The sequence below is a fragment of the Lysinibacillus sp. EB106-09-02-XG168 genome (genome assembly GCF_058791475.1).
The window spans coordinates 2,342,825-2,363,197 of the sequence record NZ_JBYTDN010000003.1; the positions used below are offsets into that span (position 1 = coordinate 2,342,825).

General features: G+C 34.9%; 21 protein-coding genes, 2 pseudogenes and 1 riboswitch. Of the genes and pseudogenes, 15 read left to right on the forward strand and 8 right to left on the reverse strand.

Annotated features, from left to right (window positions below; all coding sequences use genetic code 11):
- Window positions 1-72 precede the first annotated feature (72 nt).
- Window positions 73-119: riboswitch (PreQ1 riboswitch) on the forward strand.
- Between the two features lie 348 nt (window positions 120-467).
- The 7 genes from queC to bioF all read left to right on the forward strand — a co-directional run bounded on the left by queC (window position 468) and on the right by bioF (window position 5,689).
- On the forward strand, window positions 468-1,127 hold the full coding sequence (queC, locus tag AC3WSO_RS12375; protein ID WP_492531138.1) for a 7-cyano-7-deazaguanine synthase QueC: 660 nt from the start codon (window positions 468-470) through the stop codon (window positions 1,125-1,127).
- 3 nt (window positions 1,128-1,130) lie between these two features.
- On the forward strand, window positions 1,131-1,604 hold the full coding sequence (gene queD / locus AC3WSO_RS12380) for a 6-carboxytetrahydropterin synthase QueD (RefSeq protein ID WP_492531140.1): 474 nt from the start codon (window positions 1,131-1,133) through the stop codon (window positions 1,602-1,604).
- The gene (gene queE, locus AC3WSO_RS12385) at window positions 1,597-2,325 is read left to right on the forward strand and encodes a 7-carboxy-7-deazaguanine synthase QueE (protein WP_492531142.1); all 729 of its coding nucleotides are present in this window, start codon (window positions 1,597-1,599) and stop codon (window positions 2,323-2,325) included. The genes queD and queE overlap by 8 nt, the downstream gene beginning before the upstream one ends.
- Window positions 2,326-2,429: 104 nt before the next feature.
- A complete protein-coding gene (locus tag AC3WSO_RS12390; RefSeq protein WP_492531143.1) occupies window positions 2,430-2,978 on the forward strand; it encodes a GNAT family N-acetyltransferase in 549 nt (182 codons plus the stop codon).
- A 322-nt stretch (window positions 2,979-3,300) separates the two neighbouring features.
- Window positions 3,301-3,804: a hypothetical protein gene (locus AC3WSO_RS12395; RefSeq protein WP_492531145.1), complete on the forward strand. Its 504-nt coding sequence runs from the start codon at window positions 3,301-3,303 to the stop codon at window positions 3,802-3,804.
- Window positions 3,785-4,516 (forward strand): 6-carboxyhexanoate--CoA ligase, encoded by a 732-nt coding sequence (gene bioW / locus AC3WSO_RS12400; protein ID WP_492531147.1) that lies wholly within the window; start codon window positions 3,785-3,787, stop codon window positions 4,514-4,516. Before AC3WSO_RS12395 ends, bioW begins: the two co-directional genes overlap by 20 nt.
- Window positions 4,517-4,519: 3 nt before the next feature.
- A complete protein-coding gene (gene bioF, locus AC3WSO_RS12405) occupies window positions 4,520-5,689 on the forward strand; it encodes an 8-amino-7-oxononanoate synthase (protein WP_492531149.1) in 1,170 nt (389 codons plus the stop codon).
- A gap of 158 nt (window positions 5,690-5,847) precedes the next feature.
- On the opposite strand, the gene AC3WSO_RS12410 is transcribed toward bioF, so the two are convergent.
- The 3 genes from AC3WSO_RS12410 to AC3WSO_RS12420 form a co-directional block, all read right to left on the reverse strand.
- Entirely contained in the window at window positions 5,848-6,702 is an 855-nt protein-coding gene (locus tag AC3WSO_RS12410) for a transglutaminase family protein (protein WP_427484036.1), read from the reverse strand.
- 61 nt (window positions 6,703-6,763) lie between these two features.
- Entirely contained in the window at window positions 6,764-7,729 is a 966-nt protein-coding gene (locus AC3WSO_RS12415; RefSeq protein WP_492531150.1) for an alpha-E domain-containing protein, read from the reverse strand.
- Window positions 7,683-9,173 carry a circularly permuted type 2 ATP-grasp protein gene (locus AC3WSO_RS12420; RefSeq protein ID WP_492531152.1) on the reverse strand — a complete coding sequence of 497 codons (1,491 nt, stop codon included), beginning with the start codon at window positions 9,171-9,173 and terminating at the stop codon, window positions 7,683-7,685. The genes AC3WSO_RS12415 and AC3WSO_RS12420 overlap by 47 nt, the downstream gene beginning before the upstream one ends.
- A 168-nt stretch (window positions 9,174-9,341) precedes the next feature.
- Here AC3WSO_RS12420 and AC3WSO_RS12425 point away from each other — a divergent pair, with 168 nt between their 5' ends.
- Window positions 9,342-9,755, forward strand: a complete 414-nt coding sequence (locus AC3WSO_RS12425; protein ID WP_492531153.1) for a hypothetical protein — start codon at window positions 9,342-9,344, stop codon at window positions 9,753-9,755.
- 360 nt (window positions 9,756-10,115) lie between these two features.
- Complete coding sequence (locus AC3WSO_RS12430) at window positions 10,116-11,093, forward strand: tyrosine recombinase XerC (protein WP_492531154.1); 978 nt, start codon at window positions 10,116-10,118, stop codon at window positions 11,091-11,093.
- A gap of 61 nt (window positions 11,094-11,154) precedes the next feature.
- Here the strand turns inward: AC3WSO_RS12430 and AC3WSO_RS12435 are convergent, their stop codons facing one another.
- Window positions 11,155-12,021: a LysR family transcriptional regulator gene (locus tag AC3WSO_RS12435; protein WP_492531156.1), complete on the reverse strand. Its 867-nt coding sequence runs from the start codon at window positions 12,019-12,021 to the stop codon at window positions 11,155-11,157.
- Between the two features lie 242 nt (window positions 12,022-12,263).
- Here AC3WSO_RS12435 and AC3WSO_RS12440 point away from each other — a divergent pair, with 242 nt between their 5' ends.
- The 4 genes from AC3WSO_RS12440 (at window position 12,264) to AC3WSO_RS12455 (ending at window position 15,402) form a co-directional block, all read left to right on the forward strand.
- Window positions 12,264-13,367 carry a Gfo/Idh/MocA family protein gene (locus tag AC3WSO_RS12440; RefSeq protein ID WP_492531157.1) on the forward strand — a complete coding sequence of 368 codons (1,104 nt, stop codon included), beginning with the start codon at window positions 12,264-12,266 and terminating at the stop codon, window positions 13,365-13,367.
- 78 nt (window positions 13,368-13,445) lie between these two features.
- Window positions 13,446-13,946, forward strand: coding sequence for a DinB family protein (locus tag AC3WSO_RS12445; protein WP_492531159.1), 501 nt, complete (start codon window positions 13,446-13,448; stop codon window positions 13,944-13,946).
- 259 nt (window positions 13,947-14,205) lie between these two features.
- Complete coding sequence (locus AC3WSO_RS12450; RefSeq protein ID WP_492534341.1) at window positions 14,206-14,508, forward strand: NUDIX domain-containing protein; 303 nt, start codon at window positions 14,206-14,208, stop codon at window positions 14,506-14,508.
- 639 nt (window positions 14,509-15,147) lie between these two features.
- Window positions 15,148-15,402 carry a hypothetical protein gene (locus AC3WSO_RS12455; protein ID WP_492531161.1) on the forward strand — a complete coding sequence of 85 codons (255 nt, stop codon included), beginning with the start codon at window positions 15,148-15,150 and terminating at the stop codon, window positions 15,400-15,402.
- A 207-nt stretch (window positions 15,403-15,609) separates the two neighbouring features.
- Here the strand turns inward: AC3WSO_RS12455 and AC3WSO_RS12460 are convergent, their stop codons facing one another.
- From AC3WSO_RS12460 to AC3WSO_RS12475, 4 genes and pseudogenes are all read right to left on the reverse strand, one after another.
- Window positions 15,610-16,242 (reverse strand): type 1 glutamine amidotransferase family protein, encoded by a 633-nt coding sequence (locus tag AC3WSO_RS12460; RefSeq protein WP_492531163.1) that lies wholly within the window; start codon window positions 16,240-16,242, stop codon window positions 15,610-15,612.
- A gap of 74 nt (window positions 16,243-16,316) precedes the next feature.
- The gene (locus tag AC3WSO_RS12465) at window positions 16,317-17,279 is read right to left on the reverse strand and encodes a helix-turn-helix transcriptional regulator (protein WP_492531165.1); all 963 of its coding nucleotides are present in this window, start codon (window positions 17,277-17,279) and stop codon (window positions 16,317-16,319) included.
- A gap of 63 nt (window positions 17,280-17,342) precedes the next feature.
- Window positions 17,343-17,520: pseudogene (locus AC3WSO_RS12470) on the reverse strand (helix-turn-helix domain-containing protein); the annotation flags it as partial.
- 428 nt (window positions 17,521-17,948) lie between these two features.
- Entirely contained in the window at window positions 17,949-19,205 is a 1,257-nt protein-coding gene (locus tag AC3WSO_RS12475) for an MFS transporter (protein ID WP_492531167.1), read from the reverse strand.
- A 131-nt stretch (window positions 19,206-19,336) separates the two neighbouring features.
- Between AC3WSO_RS12475 and AC3WSO_RS12480 the strand changes: the two are divergent.
- Together AC3WSO_RS12480 and AC3WSO_RS12485 are read left to right on the forward strand one after the other, a co-directional pair.
- Window positions 19,337-19,922 (forward strand): annotated as a pseudogene (locus AC3WSO_RS12480) (Tn3 family transposase); the annotation flags it as partial.
- A gap of 138 nt (window positions 19,923-20,060) precedes the next feature.
- The gene (locus AC3WSO_RS12485; protein WP_492531168.1) at window positions 20,061-20,210 is read left to right on the forward strand and encodes a transcriptional regulator; all 150 of its coding nucleotides are present in this window, start codon (window positions 20,061-20,063) and stop codon (window positions 20,208-20,210) included.
- The last annotated feature ends 163 nt before the right edge of the window (window positions 20,211-20,373 follow it).

Here is a 20,373-nt window from a genome sequence, read left to right on the forward strand (position 1 = left end):
TTTTTTAAAAATCCAATTGACGTTTTGTTCTATTTTTTGTATTATATTGGAGAAAAGAATGCCCGGACTAGAACGGGAGAGGTTCATAGCTGATACCCTCTATAAAAAACTATGGAAACATGATAATTATGCCATGTCCATATCGGACGTGGCTTTTTTTATGTGTTTACTAATGTTTTAATAGAACGATTGGTGATACCTCTCTTGAAAAGTGTTGGGAAACATTTTGCAAGGAGGTTTTTTTATGTCTGGCCGGAGCCATGAAGAAGGTCTGACAGATTAAAAGTACTCATTATTCATATGCTGTTTAATGAGCCACGAAATTAATCCGGAAAAAATGGATTAACGATAAATGCTTGAATAGTTCAATCAAGAAAGAGGTATTTAGCTACCCTCTAAAAAAAACTAAGAAGAAGCAGTACTTTTTCTTATAATGCTGTTTTCTTGAAACAAAGGAGATTTTACACATGAAGCAGGAAAAAGCAATTGTTGTATTTAGTGGAGGCCAGGACAGTACAACTTGTTTGTTCTGGGCAAAAGAACGTTTTCAAGAGGTTGAGGCAGTAACTTTTGATTATGGTCAAAGGCATCATCTTGAAATTGAAAGTGCGAAGGCGATAGCAGAGGAGCTCGGTGTTAAGCATCACATTCTTGATATGTCACTCCTGAATCAGCTTGCTCCGAATGCATTGACACGACAAGACATAAAGGTAAAAGACGGAGAAAATGGTGAGCTTCCATCAACTTTTGTACCTGGTCGAAATCTTCTCTTCCTTTCATTTGCGGGCGTTTTAGCGAGCCAAGTAGGAGCTAAGCATATTGTAACTGGCGTTTGTGAAACGGATTTTAGCGGATATCCGGATTGTCGAGATGTTTTTATTAAATCCTTGAATGTAACGTTAAATTTATCGATGGATGATTCCTTTGTGATTGATACACCGTTGATGTGGCTGAATAAGGCGCAGACATGGGAACTTGCTGATCAGTTTGGAGCACTTGATTTTGTTCGTGAAAAAACGTTGACTTGCTATAACGGTGTAATAGCAGATGGCTGTGGGGAATGTCCAGCATGTAAACTGCGAAAAAAAGGGCTTGATGAGTATTTGAGCTACAGGAAGGAGTCTTAAGGCATGTCAGATTTTAGAATTGTCGATAAGCTCCAAAAACTAGATGTAGATATTCAAAGAAATCAATTAAACTATCATGCAAAGCGCGTTCTCGTAAGCAAAGAATTTACCTTCGATGCTGCTCATCATTTACATAATTATGAGGGGAAATGTAAAAATCTGCACGGTCATACGTATCGCGTAGTATTAGGACTGAGTGGATACACAGATGAACGGGGTTTAATGATTGATTTTGGGGATATAAAAAGAATATGGAAAGAAAAAATAGAGATTCATTTGGATCACCGTTATTTAAATGAAACGCTTCCACCAATGAATACGACGGCAGAGAATATTGTTGTTTGGATTTACGAAAAGTTGGCTGCGACCTTGCTGGATGAACAAAGATATAACGGAGCGCGTGTTGAGTTTATCCGGTTATATGAAACGCCGACTAGCTATGCAGAAGCGAGACGGGAGTGGATGGAAGTTGAGTAAGATACCTGTTATCGAGATTTTTGGACCGACGATTCAAGGTGAGGGAATGGTAGTTGGCCAAAAGACAATGTTTGTGAGAACAGCCGGCTGTGATTATTCCTGCTCTTGGTGTGATTCATCGTTTACGTGGGATGGCAGCGGAAAGCATCTTATTGTCCAAATGACAGCTGTAGAAATTTGGTCTGAGTTGAAACGTCTCGGAGGCAGCGGCTTTTCATTTGTTACGATTTCAGGCGGCAACCCTGCACTTATCCAAAATTTGGAGGGTCTCATTGCCATTCTAAATGAAAACGGTATAAAGGTCGGCGTGGAAACACAGGGAAGTAGGTGGCAAAAATGGATGTATGAGATTGATGAACTAACAATCTCACCAAAGCCCCCTAGTTCCGGGATGACTACAGACTATTCGGTGCTCTCTGATATTTTCGAAAAACTTAAAAATCGGAACAGTGATCATCATGTATCCCTTAAACTAGTCGTTTTTAATCAAGAGGATTACGAGTATGCTAAACAAATTCATCATCGATATCCGACGATTCCTTTTTATCTTCAAGTCGGTAATGATGATCTCACGACGACTGACAATTCACGATTAATATTACATTTATTGGATAAATATCATGCGCTGATTGATAGAGTGATGAAGGATGAGGATTTCAGAGATGTCAGAGTACTGCCACAGTTGCATGCCCTTGTTTGGGGGAATAAAAGAGGGGTATAGTGCCATTACAAAACTGGCTTTAAGATTTTAATAGAAAGGAAATGATTACCTTATGTCGAATAATCTATATAAGAATAGGAAGTAATTCTAGATGAGGTGTTCGATTGAATAAAATAAGAACTGAAACAGACAGATTAGTTATTCGATTACTTGAGGAAGATGATTATATTTCTTGGCTAACCCAATATGAAAATCGTTTACCTTCTCAACATAAATACGATCAAGGTAAATTAGATATGAGCATCTGTACGAAAGAATGGTTTCGTGATTTAGTTACTCATCATCATCAAATGGCTGAAGATGACAAGGTCTATGTATTTGGAGTGTTTAGAAAAGAAGATAATACTCATATTGGTTTTATAGACTTTTCGACAATTACGAGGGAAGAATTTCAGTGGGCCAGGTTTGGATATACAATTCATAACCAGTTTTGGAGAAAAGGTTATGGGAGAGAGGCTGTAAAAGCTGCTTTAGATCTAGCGTTTAAAAAATTAAATTATCATCGAATAGAAGCACACATAAACCTTGATAATATAGCATCCATAAAGTTAGCAGAAAGTGTTGGAATGGTGTATGAATGCACGAGGAAAGGATTCATATTCGAGGACGACAAATGGACGGATCATCTAGTTTACTTTATAAACGCAAAATAAGTTTATAAGTAGACAAGAAGGATGATGTTTCTTGTACACATTCTCTTATGAAGATTAAAAAGCAATAAATATTAATAAAACCCCTGATTCTTCTGCTTAACGTAGAAAAATCAGGGGTTTTAATTTAAGCCACTGCCCATTTTTGTTTGAGAATTAATAAAACCTCATTTTCACAAATAATAAAAAATCCTACCATTATATCTACTTTTCAGCCTTGAATTGTGTTAACTTAATATAAATATAAGTTAACACAAATTATGAATAGGAGGAAATAACATAAAGTTATTACAGGTTAATTTAAAAGGTAAGATGGAGGAATAAAATGATCCGAAAGTTTTCTACATATGATCTTGCTCAGATTTCATTGCTAGCATGTCTTATTATCGTTACAGGTATGTTTAAAATTCCAACAGGTATTCCTGGGTCTGAATTTCAATTATCAGCGCCCATTGCAGTTGCGATTGCAGCGGTGTTTGGGTTTAAGCGGTATTTTCTAGCGGGGATCATTGCAAGTTTAATCTTATTTTTACTAGGTATACACTCAATATTAAATGTGGAGATCGCATTCATTTTTCGATTAACTGTAGGCCTACTCATTGTTTTATATGGGACTTCAATTCCGGTACTTGTTTTGGCAGGCCCAATTGGAACAACGATTGCTAGATTTGGTTTGGCTTTTACGTTAGGGACTCCATTTTTACCGTTATTAGTTTTGGCTATTCCAGGTATGGTAATCACAGCTGTTAGTGTTTATCCCATAACGAAAATGTTACATACAATAAATAAGAAAGTAGCAGGTAATCATCATGTTAAAAGCGTGTTATAGCATCCGAATGCGGGCGGCTGAAAGAAGTCCTGAACTAGGGGAAAAGCATATATCTGGTGGTGAACGGATAGGAAGTAAATCTCAGATAGAGCCAATTGTAAAACAGTTATTGAACAAAGCAAGTAATCATTCACGTGGCGATGCTGACTTTATTCAAATTACCGTTGAAAAGATTTCGCCTGATCTGATTCAGTATATATCACCATTAGAAATTACAACAGTTGAGGCGGCTTCAATCGAAAAGGCCCGTAGTGAAGCTAGAAAGATACTAACCTCATTAGGTGTTTCAGAGCATGCACTGGATGTTGCCTTTCATCAACTTAGTAGTAATCAAAATCTCCGTGGGGCAATTATCCTAAATAGTAAAACTGGCTTACGGCTTGACGCTCGAGGACAAAGGGGTGTTCGTGTATCACGAATCGATTGGCAAGATGATGGTGGAGACCTTAATGAGCGTGTACGTGAAGCATTGGCTCTGGCGTCGAAAGTGGCAAATTCTCCATTTACAATTGTAGAATTATGTTGGTCTGACGATCCTGATTACGTGACTGGATATGTAAGTAATCGTGGCATTGGTTATGTCAGAATTACACCTTTAAAAAGGGAGGGCTGTGAAAGCGGAGGTCGTGTTTATTTTGTGTCTGATGAAGTTGAACTTGAATCTTTTTTAAACTATTTAGAAACCGTACCAGTTCTCATTAGGAGGGATTAAAAAATGGATCATTGGTTTCAACGGGAACTACAATTAATAGAAGAGAAAGGATTGACAAGGAAGTTACGCTCGTTTTCAAATGGCAATGAAAGCGAGGTAATCATAAATGGTAAGAAATTTTTGCTTTTTTCATCTAATAACTATTTAGGTCTTGCAACAGATTTTCGGTTGAAAAAGAAAGCATCTGAAGGTATTAGTAAATACGGTACAGGAGCTGGTGGTTCGAGATTAACAACTGGAAATTTCGATATTCATGAACAGCTTGAATCTGAAATTGCCGATTTGAAAAAAACTGAAGCTGCCATTGTTTTCAGCAGTGGTTATTTAGCGAACATTGGCGTGATTTCGAGTGTGATGAAGGCAGGGGATATTATATTTTCTGATGCTTGGAATCATGCAAGTATTATAGATGGTTGTCGCCTTAGTCAAGCAAAAACAATTGTTTATGAACATGCGAATATGTTGGATTTAGAGCATAAATTGAAGCAATCACGTGGAGATGGAAAGAAGTTAATCGTGACGGATGGCGTTTTTAGTATGGATGGTGACATTGCTCCGCTTCCCGAAATAGTTACGCTAGCAAAGGAATACAATGCTTACATAATGATTGATGATGCGCATGTGACAGGTGTCTTAGGAACTGATGGTCGGGGTACTGCAGATTATTTTGGGTTGAAAGAAGAGATTGATTTTACAGTGGGCACGTTGAGTAAAGCGATTGGTGCAGAGGGTGGTTTTGTGGCGACGTCTGCAATTGCTAAGAACTATTTACTAAATAACGCTAGATCATTTATTTTCCAAACGGGTTTATCTCCAAGTGCGATTGAAGCCGGGCGAGAAGGGATATCCATTATTCAAAATGAGCCCGAACGAAGGGAACAGCTGCTGAATAATGCGAAGTACTTACGTTTAAAATTGGGGGAATCCGGTTTTGTAGTTAATGAGGGGGAAACACCAATTATATCTCTTCTTATTGGAGATTCCCGTGAAGCTGTGCAATTTTCTGAGAAACTTATGGATGAAGGTGTCTTTATTCCAGCGATTCGACCACCAACTGTGCCAAAAGGGTCAAGCCGATTGCGGATTACAGTAATGGCTACACATACAATGGAGCAGCTCAATACAGTTATAAATAAAATGAAGAAAATAGGAAAAGAAATGGGTATTGTATAAAAAGTCTTATAACACTTAATAATATTGAAAAAATGGAAATAATCGTAGGATTACTGAGATTATTCATTTTCAAAACAATAGTTCCTAACAAAACCCCTAATTCTTCTACTTAGGATAGAAAAATCAGGGGTTTTAATTTAAACCAATACCCATTTTTATTACAAATGATTCAATGCTTTGACACTCACTTTAACAGTTAAATTATGCTTTCCACCTGAATAAACACCTTCAACCGGGCTTATATCGGAATAATCACGGCCAATGCATAAAATAATGTGATGTTCTAATACTTCAACATTATTAGTTGGATCTAGACCAATCCAACCGATTCCTGGTATCATAACTTCTACCCAAGCATGGGTTGCAATATCTCCGATTAAGGCGGAGTTTTCATCCACATATAAATAACCGCTCACATAGCGCGCTGGTATTCCTTTAGCTCTGAGCACAGCCAGCATGACATGTGTGAAATCCTGACAAACACCGCGCTTCAGGGCAAAGGCTTCACTTGCCGTTGTCGTCACATCGGTTGCACCTGGATCATATTCAAAAGTCGAATATAAATATTGCATTAAATTTAATGAAAATAGTACAGGATTTTCAGCATGGCCAATGGCATGATAAACTTCCTCTAACTGATTTTCTGTCATATACGTAAATTGTGTAAACTTTAAATAGGGCAAATAATGCTCATAAAACAATTGCGAGTGAAAAATCGTCTGCATCTCTGGTGAATATTGAATACGATGAATAAATGGTGCACGTTGAATGCTGACAATAGAGGTCGTTTGAATTTCTAGTTCTTGATGCTGCTCTGGTATATAAAAAGTGCCAACCGTATTGCCCCATATATCTGTATGCTCACGCGTTAAAGATGAAGGTGTAATGGCAATGCGATAGGATAATAAGCGCTGACGCTCATCGCCTCTTGGCTTTAAGCGGATTGTATTTAAGCTTTGATCGACTTCAGACTCATATTGAAAAATATTAGTATGTTGAATTTCAAATTTCATAGTGTCCGCTTCCTTTGAATTACTGACTTGCTTGTTGATAGGGAGCTGTCGTTGATTCTTTTCAAGGTTGTACGCTGGGTTCATATAAATGATAAATTGCTGAAAATGTATTGCCTAAATCAATACATTGACACAATTTTTCCTCCATTAATAAAATAGTTTCTTCTAAGGTACTATTCCAAACATCTACATTCATGATGGCAAACAATAAATTTTCTAATGGAGCATGAAGCTCTAAAAATCTAGCTGAAAGAGGATCGTTTTCTAAATAAATAAATGCTTCCTCTAATTTTTGTAAGCAAAACATTACTGAACGTGGAAAATGCTTATCTTGTAATAAATATTGAAGCACACATAGTAAGTTAGGTTGGCGATGCTTTTGTAAATAAGACTCCGTCGCCTCCGACAAATCAAGTAAAAACGAACCGTCCGCTTCTACTAAGGAGATAGTTATTTCCTTATGTTGCTCCAGTATAATTAAAGCCATACGAATCGTTTTTTCCGCACGCTCTAACCATTTCCCAACTTGCATGAAATAAAAAGGTACATCCCGATTCATCGAGCCTTCGATAAGCCCTGTCACAGTTAATGAGGTTTTACGAACATTTTGTAAAAAAGAGTTAAGAACGATAAGTGGAATGGGTCTTTCACGTTCCAATAGTTCTTGCTGTAACGATAAATAAAAGTCATTTTGCAATTCCCAAAGCTCAATGGGAATGCTATCTCGAGTTACACGCGCATTTTCTCTAACGGCACATAAAGTAACATGAAGAGCGTTACAGTTATTAGTAGAAAAAAGTAGATATTCGATAAGTGGATTAACTCGAATCGACTCATATATGGTCAAGTACTCTTCCTTCGAGGCGCAAATATTCAACACCGCTTCCCAATGATCGATGTATTCATTTTCTTTGCCAGATTGCTCCAACATATTCAACAGCTGTACTTGTAATATATGTGCATTCGATTGTGAGCGTTCACTATATCGTGCCATCCAGTATAGTGCATCGGCTACTCGACTTAGCATACTGCAATTCCTCCTTTAAAATCCACGTATCTTTTGCTCCTCCACCTTGTGAAGAATTTACGACTAAAGATCCTTCTTTTAATGCTACACGCGATAAACCGCCAGGAAGCACATACATATCCTCACCCTTCATCACATATACACGCAAATCGACATGACAGGGATAGAATCTTCCTTCCTGGAAAGCTGGTGCTCTAGACAGACTAATCGTTGGCTGTGCAATGTATTGATGCGGGTTTTCCATAATTTTCTCTTTATAAATAGCGATTTCTTCATCACTCGCATGCGGACCAATAAGCATATCATAGCCACCAGATGCACTAACATTTTTTATAACAAGCTTTCTTATATGCTCAAGAACCCAAGCTAGTTGACGATCATCAGCTAGATGATAAGTTTTCACATTGCGTAAAATAGGTTCCTCATTCAAATAGTAACGAATCATATCTGGTACATAGGCATACATCGCTTTATCATCAGCAACACCGTTACCAACTGCATTTAAAATAGCAATATTTCCAGCTTTATAAGCATCCATAATATCCGGAACTCCTAGTAAAGAATCCTCACGAAAAACAACAGGATCAAGGAAATCATCATCAATTCGACGATAAATAATATCTATTTGCTTTAACCCATAGATAGTCTTCATGTACACCTTATCATCTCGGACCACTAAATCACGGCCTTCAACAAGCTGAATATTGAGCTGCTGTGCTAAAAAAACTTGATCGTAATAGGCCGAATTATGCATGCCGGCTGTTAAAAGGACAGCTTTAGGTTCTCTATTTGGTTCCATACAAGGTGGCCGGTGAGCAAGAAGTGCCTTCTTCATAAAGGCCATTTGTTTGTCGAGTGACTGGATCGTATGTTTAGAGAAAAATTCAGGATACACTTCTTTCATCACAGATCGATTTTGAAAAACATAGGAAATACCTGAAGGATTGCGTAAATTATCTTCTAACACGTAATAAACACCATTTTCATCACGAATCAAATCGATACCAGCTAAAAAAATATGATTATCGATAGGTACTTTGACACCAAGCATTTCTTTATAATAATACGGATTGTTTTCAATGAGCTCTTTCGGAATAAGCCCATCCTCAAAAATAGATTGCTCATGATAAACATCATGTAGAAAACAATTTAACGCTTTTACACGTTGCTTCATACCAGCTTCTATTTCGCGCCACTGTTCATGTGGAATAATAATGGGTATAAAATCAAAGGGCATTGTCCGTTCTGTTCCACCTTGTGCACCATATACGGTAAAAGTGATGCCTTGTTTAAGGAATGTTGATTGTGCTTGCTGATATTTTTCATCTAATTGCTCCTTAGTAAAAACATTGAGCTTATGGTGGAAAGACCTATAATGAGGCTTCGGTTGATTACCTTCGAACATCTCATCAAAAAACATACCAGATTCATAGAACTTCATCATATGGATCGCCCTCCGAATTTAAGTAGTAGAGAAAACGTGTTACACTTAGTAAGAATCAATTTCGTCTTGGCGAAATTGTAGTAAAACCAATTGAAAAGGAACTACATTCGCATTTATCTCATCATTTTTAGAGGAATGTAGATAAATACATAAAAGGAGCTAGTAAAAATGACAAACATTAATTTAATGCAAGCTTATGAACTAGACAAGCTTTCAAAATTAGATTTTACAGATGAGGAAATTGTGTGCACATTGCAAACAGGGGATGTATCAGTTTGGCAGGAAAAAGTACCAAACTATGAATTTTCCGAAACAATGGCACTTTACCAAGAAGGGGAACAATTATTTTTAGACGCTCTGCATGGTAATTACAGAATCAAATATGTAACTTTGCCAGGCATTAAACGTTTACTGTATCTTCGTTTCCAATTAGAAGAAGGTAGGGATTATCAATTATTAGAAACAGGAATCCAGAATTTGACTTGTGATGAGGAAGTTATCGGTAAACTTCAACATATGCTCTCAACAAACTGGTCTCTAGCAAAACAAGTTGATGGGACGTATAGTATTTTTGTAAAGTAAACGGTTTTTATACCGAAATCGACAAAAATACAAATAATCCCATTCGCGTTGTGAGAAGAATCGACACGTATAGTTATCCATCTTTTCATTTTTCGAATCGTCTCACAGCGCATAGTTCATTTAGTCCACTAGATTTAAATATTCATTTTTTTTGCACTTTATGCCTAAAAAATGAAACTTTCATAAAAACTTTTAAAAAAGGTGATTTTCCTTCAAAAGAGAATCACCTTTTTTAATCGTCCATAAATAGAACGCTTGTTCCAGAATATAAAAAAGGGCATATATTTCACTATAAAGTTCCCAAATTTATATTTGGGAACGTTTTTTCGTGGTAAAATAGAACAAATAGAGGTGATTTTAATGGAAAAGCCTAAGCTACCAAAAATAATGAGAGATTTCTTAGTTTATTTAACGACGATTAAAGGGAAGTCTCAACGTACTAGAAAAGAATACGAATATGATTTGACATTATTCTTCCGTTTTTACATAGCCATTCAGAATGATCATGAACTATCAGATTTAACGAGAATAGATATTTCTACTATTTCAATAGAAGAAATTCGAGAGTTGACATTAGAAGATCTATATTTATTTATGGAATATTGCGAGGTGCAGCGTGGAAATTCTGCATCAGCGAGAGCGCGTAAAGTAGCAACGTTGAAGTCATTTTTTAAATACTTGAAAGGGAAACGTCGTCTTATAGAAGAAAATCCGGCAGATGAATTAGAAACACCAAAAATTGGACGAAAAAGACCAATCTATATGAATATCGAGGAAGCCACACGATTTATCGATGGAATCCAGCCAAATCGTGCTTCACCAAGAAACTATTGTATGATGATGTTTTTCTTAAATTTAGGAATTCGTGTGACAGAGCTTTGTCAGTTAAATAAGTCATCCATACAAGGGCGCTACTTAACGGTTGTCGGGAAAGGGAATAAAGAACGGACTGTTTATTTGAATGATAGCTGTGTACAGGCACTTGCAGATTATGAAAATAGCGGAAAGACAACATATAAAGGTGAGGGAGAGGAGCCCCTATTTATCTCACAAAAGGGAACACGATTTACTCGTCAAACCGTCGCTAAAATCGTTAAACGAATTAATCAACAATCTGGTCTCCAAAAAGAACGACTGACACCTCATAAGCTACGACATACATCTGCAACGATGATGTATAAATCAGGAGCGGATATTAGAAGTCTTCAGCACATACTGGGGCACTCAAGTGTGGCAACAACACAAATCTATACACATATTGAAAATGAAGAGCTGCAACATGTACTCGAAAACAATCCATTCAATATTGTTCGTAGTAAAGAGCAATTCATTGAATAAAATAGGCAACTAAAAAAGCCGATTTTGCTTACTTGTAGGAATCGGCTTTTTGGCACTATTATCAGTTGTTAGCTTTCATTTCATCAATAGAGTTTGTTAGCTCAATAAACTGTCTTTCAATTGGCGTAAATTCGTGGTTTAAACGAGTAATTAAATATAAATCAACGAATCTAAATGGTAAAGGTACATCTAAGTATTGCTCAATGTTGTATCTTCTTGCTATACGTTTAGAAACTAAAGAAATTCCCATACCCATCATGGCAAATTGTAATAAACTTTGTGGATCTCCCACTTCAATTATTTCTCCTTGAGTAAAATTTAAACTTCTATACATATTCTGTAATATTGAAAGATACAAACAATTATCAGATAGGACAAGTATGTTTTTTCCACTTATATAATCCTCGAATATTGTACACCGATTAATACCTTGACCAATGACAACCATTTCTTCTATAGCTACTTTTTTATACTTTATTTTGTTATTCTTTAATGACCCAATCGTATATGCTAGATCAATTTTTCCTAGCAAAATTTGACTTTCTATATACTCTGTTGAACCCGTTTTTAATGTTACCGATAAATTAGGATATGTTTGATAAAGCTTATTTAAAGCTGGTGAGATTTGAGCTCCTCCCATTGAAGTCATCGTTCCAACTCGAAGTGTTTCATCATGTTTTTTCATCACATTTTCTGTTTCTTCCCAAATAAATAATATTTTCTTAAATTGATGATATAATTTTTCTCCATCTTTCGTTAATGTTACACCTTTAGAATTTCTAATAAATAATTCTTGATTATAATGGTTTTCAATTTTTTTTATTTTTGCCGTCATATTCGATTGTAGGTGATTTAATTTACTAGCAGCAGCAGATATACTTTTCAATTCTGCAACTGACACAAACGCTTTCATGTTTTCTATATCCATTTCCATTCACATCCATCAAAAAAAGTGATAGCAACATCACGAATAAACATTTAATATGATGCCTCTTTTTCATTATACTTTGTATAAAGGTTTAGTGAAACTTTCAACAGCGGGGGTACTAATCAGGATTTTACGAGCAGTTCATCTTTATATATTGAAATGAGGTCTTGTAAATGCCGCTTCGATTTCACTATTACTGAACGCTAGATAAAAGTATTTATAATGTTTTGGAGGAATAGTTAATGGAAAATAGAATTATTAATGTAGGGATTATAGGTGGATCTTTGAATAATCAATGGGCAAGTCAAACACATATTCCAGCACTAAAGAACAATCCTTATTTCAAAATAACAGCAATTGGTACTTCGAATTTGGACACAGCCAAGGAAAGTGCTAAAATCTTAAATGCTCCTCTTGCTTTTACAGATTATAAGGAATTAGCTCAAACGAAAGATGTCGACTTAGTTGTTGTGAGTATCAAGGTCCCGCATCATTATGATGCTGTGATGACTGCATTAGAAGAAAATAAACATATTTATTGTGAATGGCCACTAGCTATTAATACGAAGCAAGCAGAAAAAATGGCTCAATTGGCAGACGAAAGAAATATTCATCATGCAATCGGACTTCAGGGAAGGCAATCTCCAGAAGTAAATTATTTAAAACAAGCAATTCGGCAGGGGGATATCGGTAATGTCATTTCCTGTACTATGCAAGTAGCAACACAAGGAAAAGGGGGAGTAACAGATGAAAAAAGCCGCTATCTTTTACACGAAGACAATGGAGCAACCCTTCTGTCCATTAACGGTGGACATTCACTAGATGTACTCTGTTATATTTTAGGTGATTTTGAAGAGCTATCCGCTACAATGAATAACCACTATAACGAAGCATTCATACAAGAAACAGGCAAGGCAACCGTAAAAAATACAGCTGATCAAATATTGATACAAGGGACCCTCATTAATGGTACTTCAGCATCTGTACATATCCAAGGCGGAGTTTATCCAGCTTTTCAATTAGAAATTAGGGGAGAAAAGGGTGCATTTCGCTTAACACAAAAAAATTCCTATGGCCATGTTCAATTTGGTAACCTTATCATTGAAAAAATGTTACACCCTAATAATTTGTTTAATTCTAAAGATGTTTTATATGAAGAACTAAAAATGCCATCAGAACTAAATAATGGCGCTATAAGCTATGTGAATCAAGCGTATACGCTGTTGGCAAAAGATATATTTGAGTGTACAAGGCAAATTCCGGATTTTAATGACGCTGTCAAACTACATCGATTGTTAGATGCAGTTCGAAAATCTGCAAGGACCGGAAAGCGAATAATGATATAAAAAATATAGAATACTTCACATCGTATTAAACATATACAGAAAAGGGAGTAAAAAAACACTTAGTGGAGGAGATATCATATGAGTCAATTAATTAACGACCAACTATGTGAAACAAGAACTAACTTAGTAGAGGAGATCAAACTATTAAGTGATAGTCAATTCAACGCTAAGCCTGATGCAAACAGTTGGAGTATAGCACAGGTTTGCCATCACTTAACTTTAACAGAGGCATCTTTTATAAGACTGATTGCGTGGGCATTAAAACAAGAAGATAGTAAGCAAGCGGAACGTAAAAATATTCATATTATCGCAGATAGAACAAAGAAAGTCCCAGCACCAGAATTTGTTGTACCAGCTGAAGACTTTTTTACAGTTCAACAAATTATTGAGTTACTTGACGAATCGAGAGGAAAATTTACATCTTTCCTTGATACAATTGAAGATCCATCTTTGTTAGCAGAAAAATCCTTTAAACATCCTTTTCTTGGCGATCTACCCCTCGATCAATGGGTAGAACTAGTTTCTATTCATGAACAACGACATATTGAACAAATAAAAGAAATCAAAGCATTGATGTAGTTTATAAACTTGATTTAATATTTTAAATAAAAGTGAAAATCAAATGTAATAATGAAAATTGGTGATTTAAATGCACCAAATAGTATGATACTTGCTATTTTTTAAAATTAATTGTTGTTGACAATCTACTATAAGAATTATTATAAGGTATGATTAAATGAGTAAATATACGATTACATCAGGCGCTGTCGTTATAAATAAACATAATATGATTTTGCTAAAGTTGCATCCAGTTCGAGGATGAGAACTGCCAGGTGGAATTGTAGAAGAAAATGAAACTGTCCCAAATGCTGTAATTAGAGAGGTCAAAGAAGAAACTGGAATAGACATTGACATTATTGGTTTTTGCGGCGTTTCGCAGGAAATAAGTAATAATATCTGTAATATATGGTGGTTGGGAACGCCTGTCACTGAAAAACTAAAAACCAGTAAAGAAAGTTTGGAAGTCGGATTTTTTATTATTGAAGAGGCATTAAAAATGATAAATAATAAAATTTATCAAGAGGAACTTTTAATATGTTTAGATAAAGAAAAACATCCATTTTTTATTACTTTTAACTAACGGATGATTTGTTTAAGAATATAAAATGATCAAATTACTAAGAGCTAAAGAACTTCCTGGAGACTAAATACAAAGAATGAAAAAAAGCAAAGCTCGAAATTATATTAAAGAATTAATACAAAGAATAAAAAAAAGCAAAACACGATACTATATTAAAAAAATATTAGTAGAAATTAAAAATTCAATCGCCTTAGAGATTATCTGGAACATTTTAATTTTTATCCCTAAAATGATCTTCCGACTATTGAAAAATTTTTAGTAGATTGTCCAATGTCGTGCAAACAGCATAAATAGACACATAGTAAGAAGGAAAGGGCAAAAGCCTTTCCTTCTTTTTCTGACTTTATAGTATAATTAGTATTATTTCCAATTTTTGATTAGGAGAAGTTGTGAGAATTTATAAGTTAGTTATTATATGCACTTCTATTATTCTCTTATAAGGGTGTACTATATTTTCATCTAAAACAGAAGTAGCCTCTAAAAATGCAACTTCAGAGGCTGTAATAAATGAACTTGTTGTTTTGGATAGCACACAAAAGGAAAAAGACGATAAACCTGGTGTCGTAGATATCACCAATACGGAGAAAAGCGGTAAATAAATAGGGTTTGTAATTAATGAAGAAGTATCGTCTCCCTTAGGTGAAAGTAAATCATATTTTACTTATGAGGTGGATTTTCCAGTTAAAGTGTCCGTATCAAATACTGGAACGAAAAGGTTTTATTACAAAATACAAAACGTGGAAAATTGAAAATGGTATTTTGAACGGTAACGAAAGTATTGAAAAGGTATTTGAAGGATTCTCCAAACGAGCTTATGTCATAACTTACCGAGTAATAGAGGAAGAGCATCCAGTAGATATAAAACTAAAAGTAACGGTAGAGTTACTTGACTGAATTAAATATTCAACATTAAATAGAGCCATTGTTTTGATTAATCTTTTTCAAAACAATGGCTTTTATTATTCCATTAAAGTAATACTTCAAGGATATTTTAAAATTAGGGTAGCGTTAGGAAAAATGCGGATTTACAACGACATGGAAATTCCAAATTAAAAAGCCCAACTTCTCTCCAAACCAAAATAGAGAAATAGAGCTTTTCAGTTACTTATTTATTGAATTCATTAACTGGAAGAAGTATTCAGGTTTATGAGTCTTATTTAGGTTATACCATGAATGTAATGCATCCGGTGTAAATACATCTATTTTTTTCAGTACTTCCATTGCAAATTCCAGAGGAGCTATTCCTGATGCAGTAACTAAATTCGCATCAGATACCGCAGATCCCAACTCATAGAACTTTTCTCCTTTATAGTTAGGACATACCATTTTAGTATATTCTAAGTTATTACTTGTATGCTTTCTAGTATCTAAGTATCCCATATTCGCGAGGCCCTCAGTTGCACCACAAATTGCAGCAACAATAGTGCCAAGCTTTAAAGCTAGGCCAATTCTTTCCAAGATAGGTTGATGAATTTCTTCACTCCAAGTAGTCCCTCCTGGTAAAATTAAAAGATCTTTACTCTCAAGAGTACATTCATCAAGGGAAATATCTGGTTTTATGCTCAGTCCTCCCATAGTAGTAATTATTTCTTTATTAGCTCCTACTGTAATTACTTTTAAAGGTGCTAAATCTTTTTTGAAATATCTTCCTGAGTTTAGTTCAGCAATTAAATATCCATATTCCCAGTCCGACATTGTATTAAATACATATAGAAAAACTCTTTTTGTTTGCATCCAATAACACTCCAATCACAATTGATATAGGTATTATAAGATAACTTCCCTGACAGTTAACGTCAGGGAAGTTATCATACTTGATGAAATTTTATTAATTCCGACAGAACTTCAATAAGTCTTTTCTTAAGACTTATTGGCTCAATAACTTTAATAGATTTATTGTATGGTAAAAGTAAATAAGGTACATATGTATGTATCATATCTTTTTCAAGAAGAAAAACTGCTTGATTTGAAGTCCGTTCTTGTAAATAATGTCCTAAAAACCAATGTTGGCAAATATCAGCCATTACATTTTTATCCCCATTAATAACCAAAGAAATAATCCCTTCCTTATCTTCTATAGGTGGAAGAAGACCTTTTATAAAAAAGTCACGTGCTGAAAAATTTTCTGGCCGGTTAAACTTATTTTCGGTTAACATTAGACTTTCAATTCGATCTACTCTAAAACTACGGATATCATTCCTAAGGTGACAAAATCCAATCACATACCACTTATTATTCCAATAGATAATTCTATACGGATCGACCAATCTATAATTTAATTGCTTTTCGCCACTTTTAAGGTAAAGAATTTTTACTGAGTACCCGTCAGCTACGGCATGCTCCAACTCCTTCAAAAAAGGTTCCATAGAGAGTGAACTTAATCGACTTATTACTTCAAGACTAGTTAAATGTTGGTTTATCTTTGTTTCCTGCTCTTGATTTGAGTATTTACTTAGTTTTGAAATAGCCCTATTTAGTGCTTCACCTCCATAATATCCCGCTTCTTCTGCAAAAACAGCAGCGTGAAATAATGCAGTTTGCTCCTCAAAATCAAAAAAAAGAGGAGCCTCAATAAAATTGTTCAATAAAGTGTATCCACCGTTATGTCCTGGTTCTGAAATTATAGGTACGCCACTTGTTGAAATTGTATCAATATAACGATACACAGTCCTTATATTCATCTCTAACTTTTCTGAAATTTGTTTTGCAGTAATTTTTTCACCTGAACGAAGCATCCATAGAATTGCTAACATATTGTCAATTTTAGGCATATAATTCCACCTCTATATAAAATTTATTTTCTATTATATATTTCCGATTTTGGGTATAACTCATCAACTGTTCCTTTCCGATAGCTTTCTATATAATGAGGCCCTAGACAGATTTGTAATTTCACAAATTGATTTTCAGTCATATCTCCTCTTTATAAAGCTTTATTGCATAATTCATTCCTGCATGATTTTTATGGTACTTCTTTAACCGACCTTTAAACTTTCCTTCTTTCTTAGGTATTGTGTTATCATTTGGCATTAGCGGTGTTACTCTTCTTTTCGGAGTAACAACCATTCTGTGGATTTCAATTCTAATTGTTATTCTGAACGGAGTTGTTCAACAATTAAAAGGCATTGTAAGTGAGACAATGCTTCAAAAATTTGCAATTACTGACGAGCTTCCTAAAATTTACGCCGTTCAAAGTACTATGATATCACTCTTATTCGGTATTTGAACATTAAGTTTCGGAGCAATTGCAGAGCTTTGGGATGTCAAGGTAGCATTTATCCTTGTAGCAACTTTGTTAGGACTTGGCACTCTATTTGCATTAATTCGCCGTGGCGATTTTATCGTTACAACTGAATAATAGGCAAAAAAACGATTGGCCACTTGCCCAATCGTTTTTTTGATTCTTCTAGAAATGATCTCATTACTTTAAATTAGTGAAATCATTCTACATTACTATTCATACTAATCGTTTTTATTTTACTGAGTTTCACACCAAGTTTTCGAAACTTAAGCAAATACAATGCTGGTATTGCTAGTACGAATACTCCAATTCCTAGTGCAATTCTTGATGATGAAAATTCTGGAATAGCACCAGCTAAAAACGTTCCCAACATTGTAGATAGACCACCTATAACATATGTAGCGCTTTTTACCCTCGCCAAATAGTTATTTGGCGTAATCCCTTGATGCACAGATACTTGGACCACAAATGCCATTGATAGTGCACCATCAAATATTATCATTCCTAAACACATTAATATAAAGTTTTCTGTTGAAAAAATAACAAAAACGCCAACAGAAGAGATAATCAGAAATGAACACAGTAGTAATAGCCAATTCCTATTTTTAAACCATTTCATTATTAAAACACCTATGATATTTCCAATACCGGCACTTGATAATAAAATACCTATGAGTTCTTCAGAAAAATTTAAAGATATCCTTGCATGGAGTAGAACAGTTAGAACAATAAATATTGTAGAAAAGCCTAACGTACTTAAAACAATAGTATTAATTAATTGTTGCGTATTAACAATAAGGTATTTCAGTCCATCTACCGTTTGCCTGAAAAAGTTTGCTTTTTTCTCTTTAGTTGCCATTTCAATACTTTGTTGGGGTTGTATTTCTCTATTTCGAACTAACGAAATAAAGAGTGCTGATAATAAGGACAACGTAGCACAGATACTTAATGTTATGAATGATCCTGTTTTCGCTAATAAAAAACCACCAATTGCCGGTCCAATTAAAGTGACAATCGCATCGGCAGCTTCTAAACTCGTATGGGCTTCTAATAACTTTTTTCTTCCTGCAACACTAGGGATCATTGCCGAAAAAGCAGTACCACTAATTAAAGATACTATACCCATAAAGAATAAAACAAAGGTGATTACTGCAACGTTTAATTGTTCTAATATTATCAAATAAGCAAGTGTGAAAATACCAATGCCATAGATAATATGACAAATTCTGGCTACTCGGACTTTGTTTTTCTTCTCTACCCATGTGCCTATAGGAATCGCAAGTAATACTGTTCCAAGCTGTTGCGAAAGTGCAACCAGTCCTGTTACTAAAGGGGAATTAGTTAAACCCAACACAATTAATGGTATAACTAGTTCTCTGAATCTTCCATTCAAAATGGATAGTAAATTAGATAACCACATTGACGAGAAATCTTTATTAATAATATTTAACCTCATAATGATGTACTCCTATATATGCAAGCTATTCGATAAAATGGCCCGATTGACGAACAAAATTAAATAACTCCCTTTTAATCAAATGATAACACGTTAATATTTACCAAGCTATAAAATGTTCCAAAACCTGTAAAAAGATGGGTGGAAAGGTTATACACTTTATGAACACCGGACAAGCTTTAATCAAAGTAAAAGAAGAAAAATTAGACATATTTGAGGTTTTAGAATTCGTTATTGGATGGAATTCTTTTGTCTTTTCGGTAGAAGAAGCTCATAAGCTCTCACGTCCTGCCGACTATGATTATTTAGACTTACTGCAAAAACGATTTTATTCACTTAGAAAATACACGCCAACGCTATTAAAGGTATTGGAATTTCATTCTACAAAGGGAAATGAATCACTTATACAATCTGTAGAGATTATCCGAGGAAATCTGGAAAGCGAAAAGTACCTGACGACTCACCTGTGGACTTTATCTCAAAGCGTTGGAAAAACACTTATATGAGGATGACGGTACAATCAATCGTCATTATTATGAAATGGCTGTCTTAACAGAACTAAGGGAACATGTTCGGGCTGGTGATGTATCCATTGTGGGCAGTAGACAATAAAGAGATTTTGAGAAATATTTGTTTTCAGAGGATACATGGAATCAAACGAAGGGAAATACGAGGTTATCAGTTAGTTTATCAATCGAAGATTATATGCCAGAGAGAAAGGCTTAGCGTTGTAAATCCGCATTTTCCTGAAGGTACCCCAAATTGTAAAGCTTGACGAAACGAATTATCTGTTATATATTAAAAAAGAAATAATAACAACTGTTATAAAACAGTTTGTTTTTAGGAGGAATTCAAATGTCAAAGTATCGTGATGGTTATGAGTTTTATTGTGAGATGTGTGAACGTTATGGGTTAGAGCCAATTTCTTTCCGCTATTATGTGCTAAAGTTATCACAGCAGCAACTTTCAGCTTATAATATGCAAGCAAAACAACTAGGTATTTAAAAGGTTTAAGATTAAAGGATGTGATTAGAACGGACGCCGACGTGAATATTTTATGAAAAGCCCAGCCATACTAATTAAAATGGACTGGGCTTTCAACTATTTGAAAGAAATATCAGATAATTTATTGACGTACCAAAGAAACTGTTATATATTATTAAAAAAT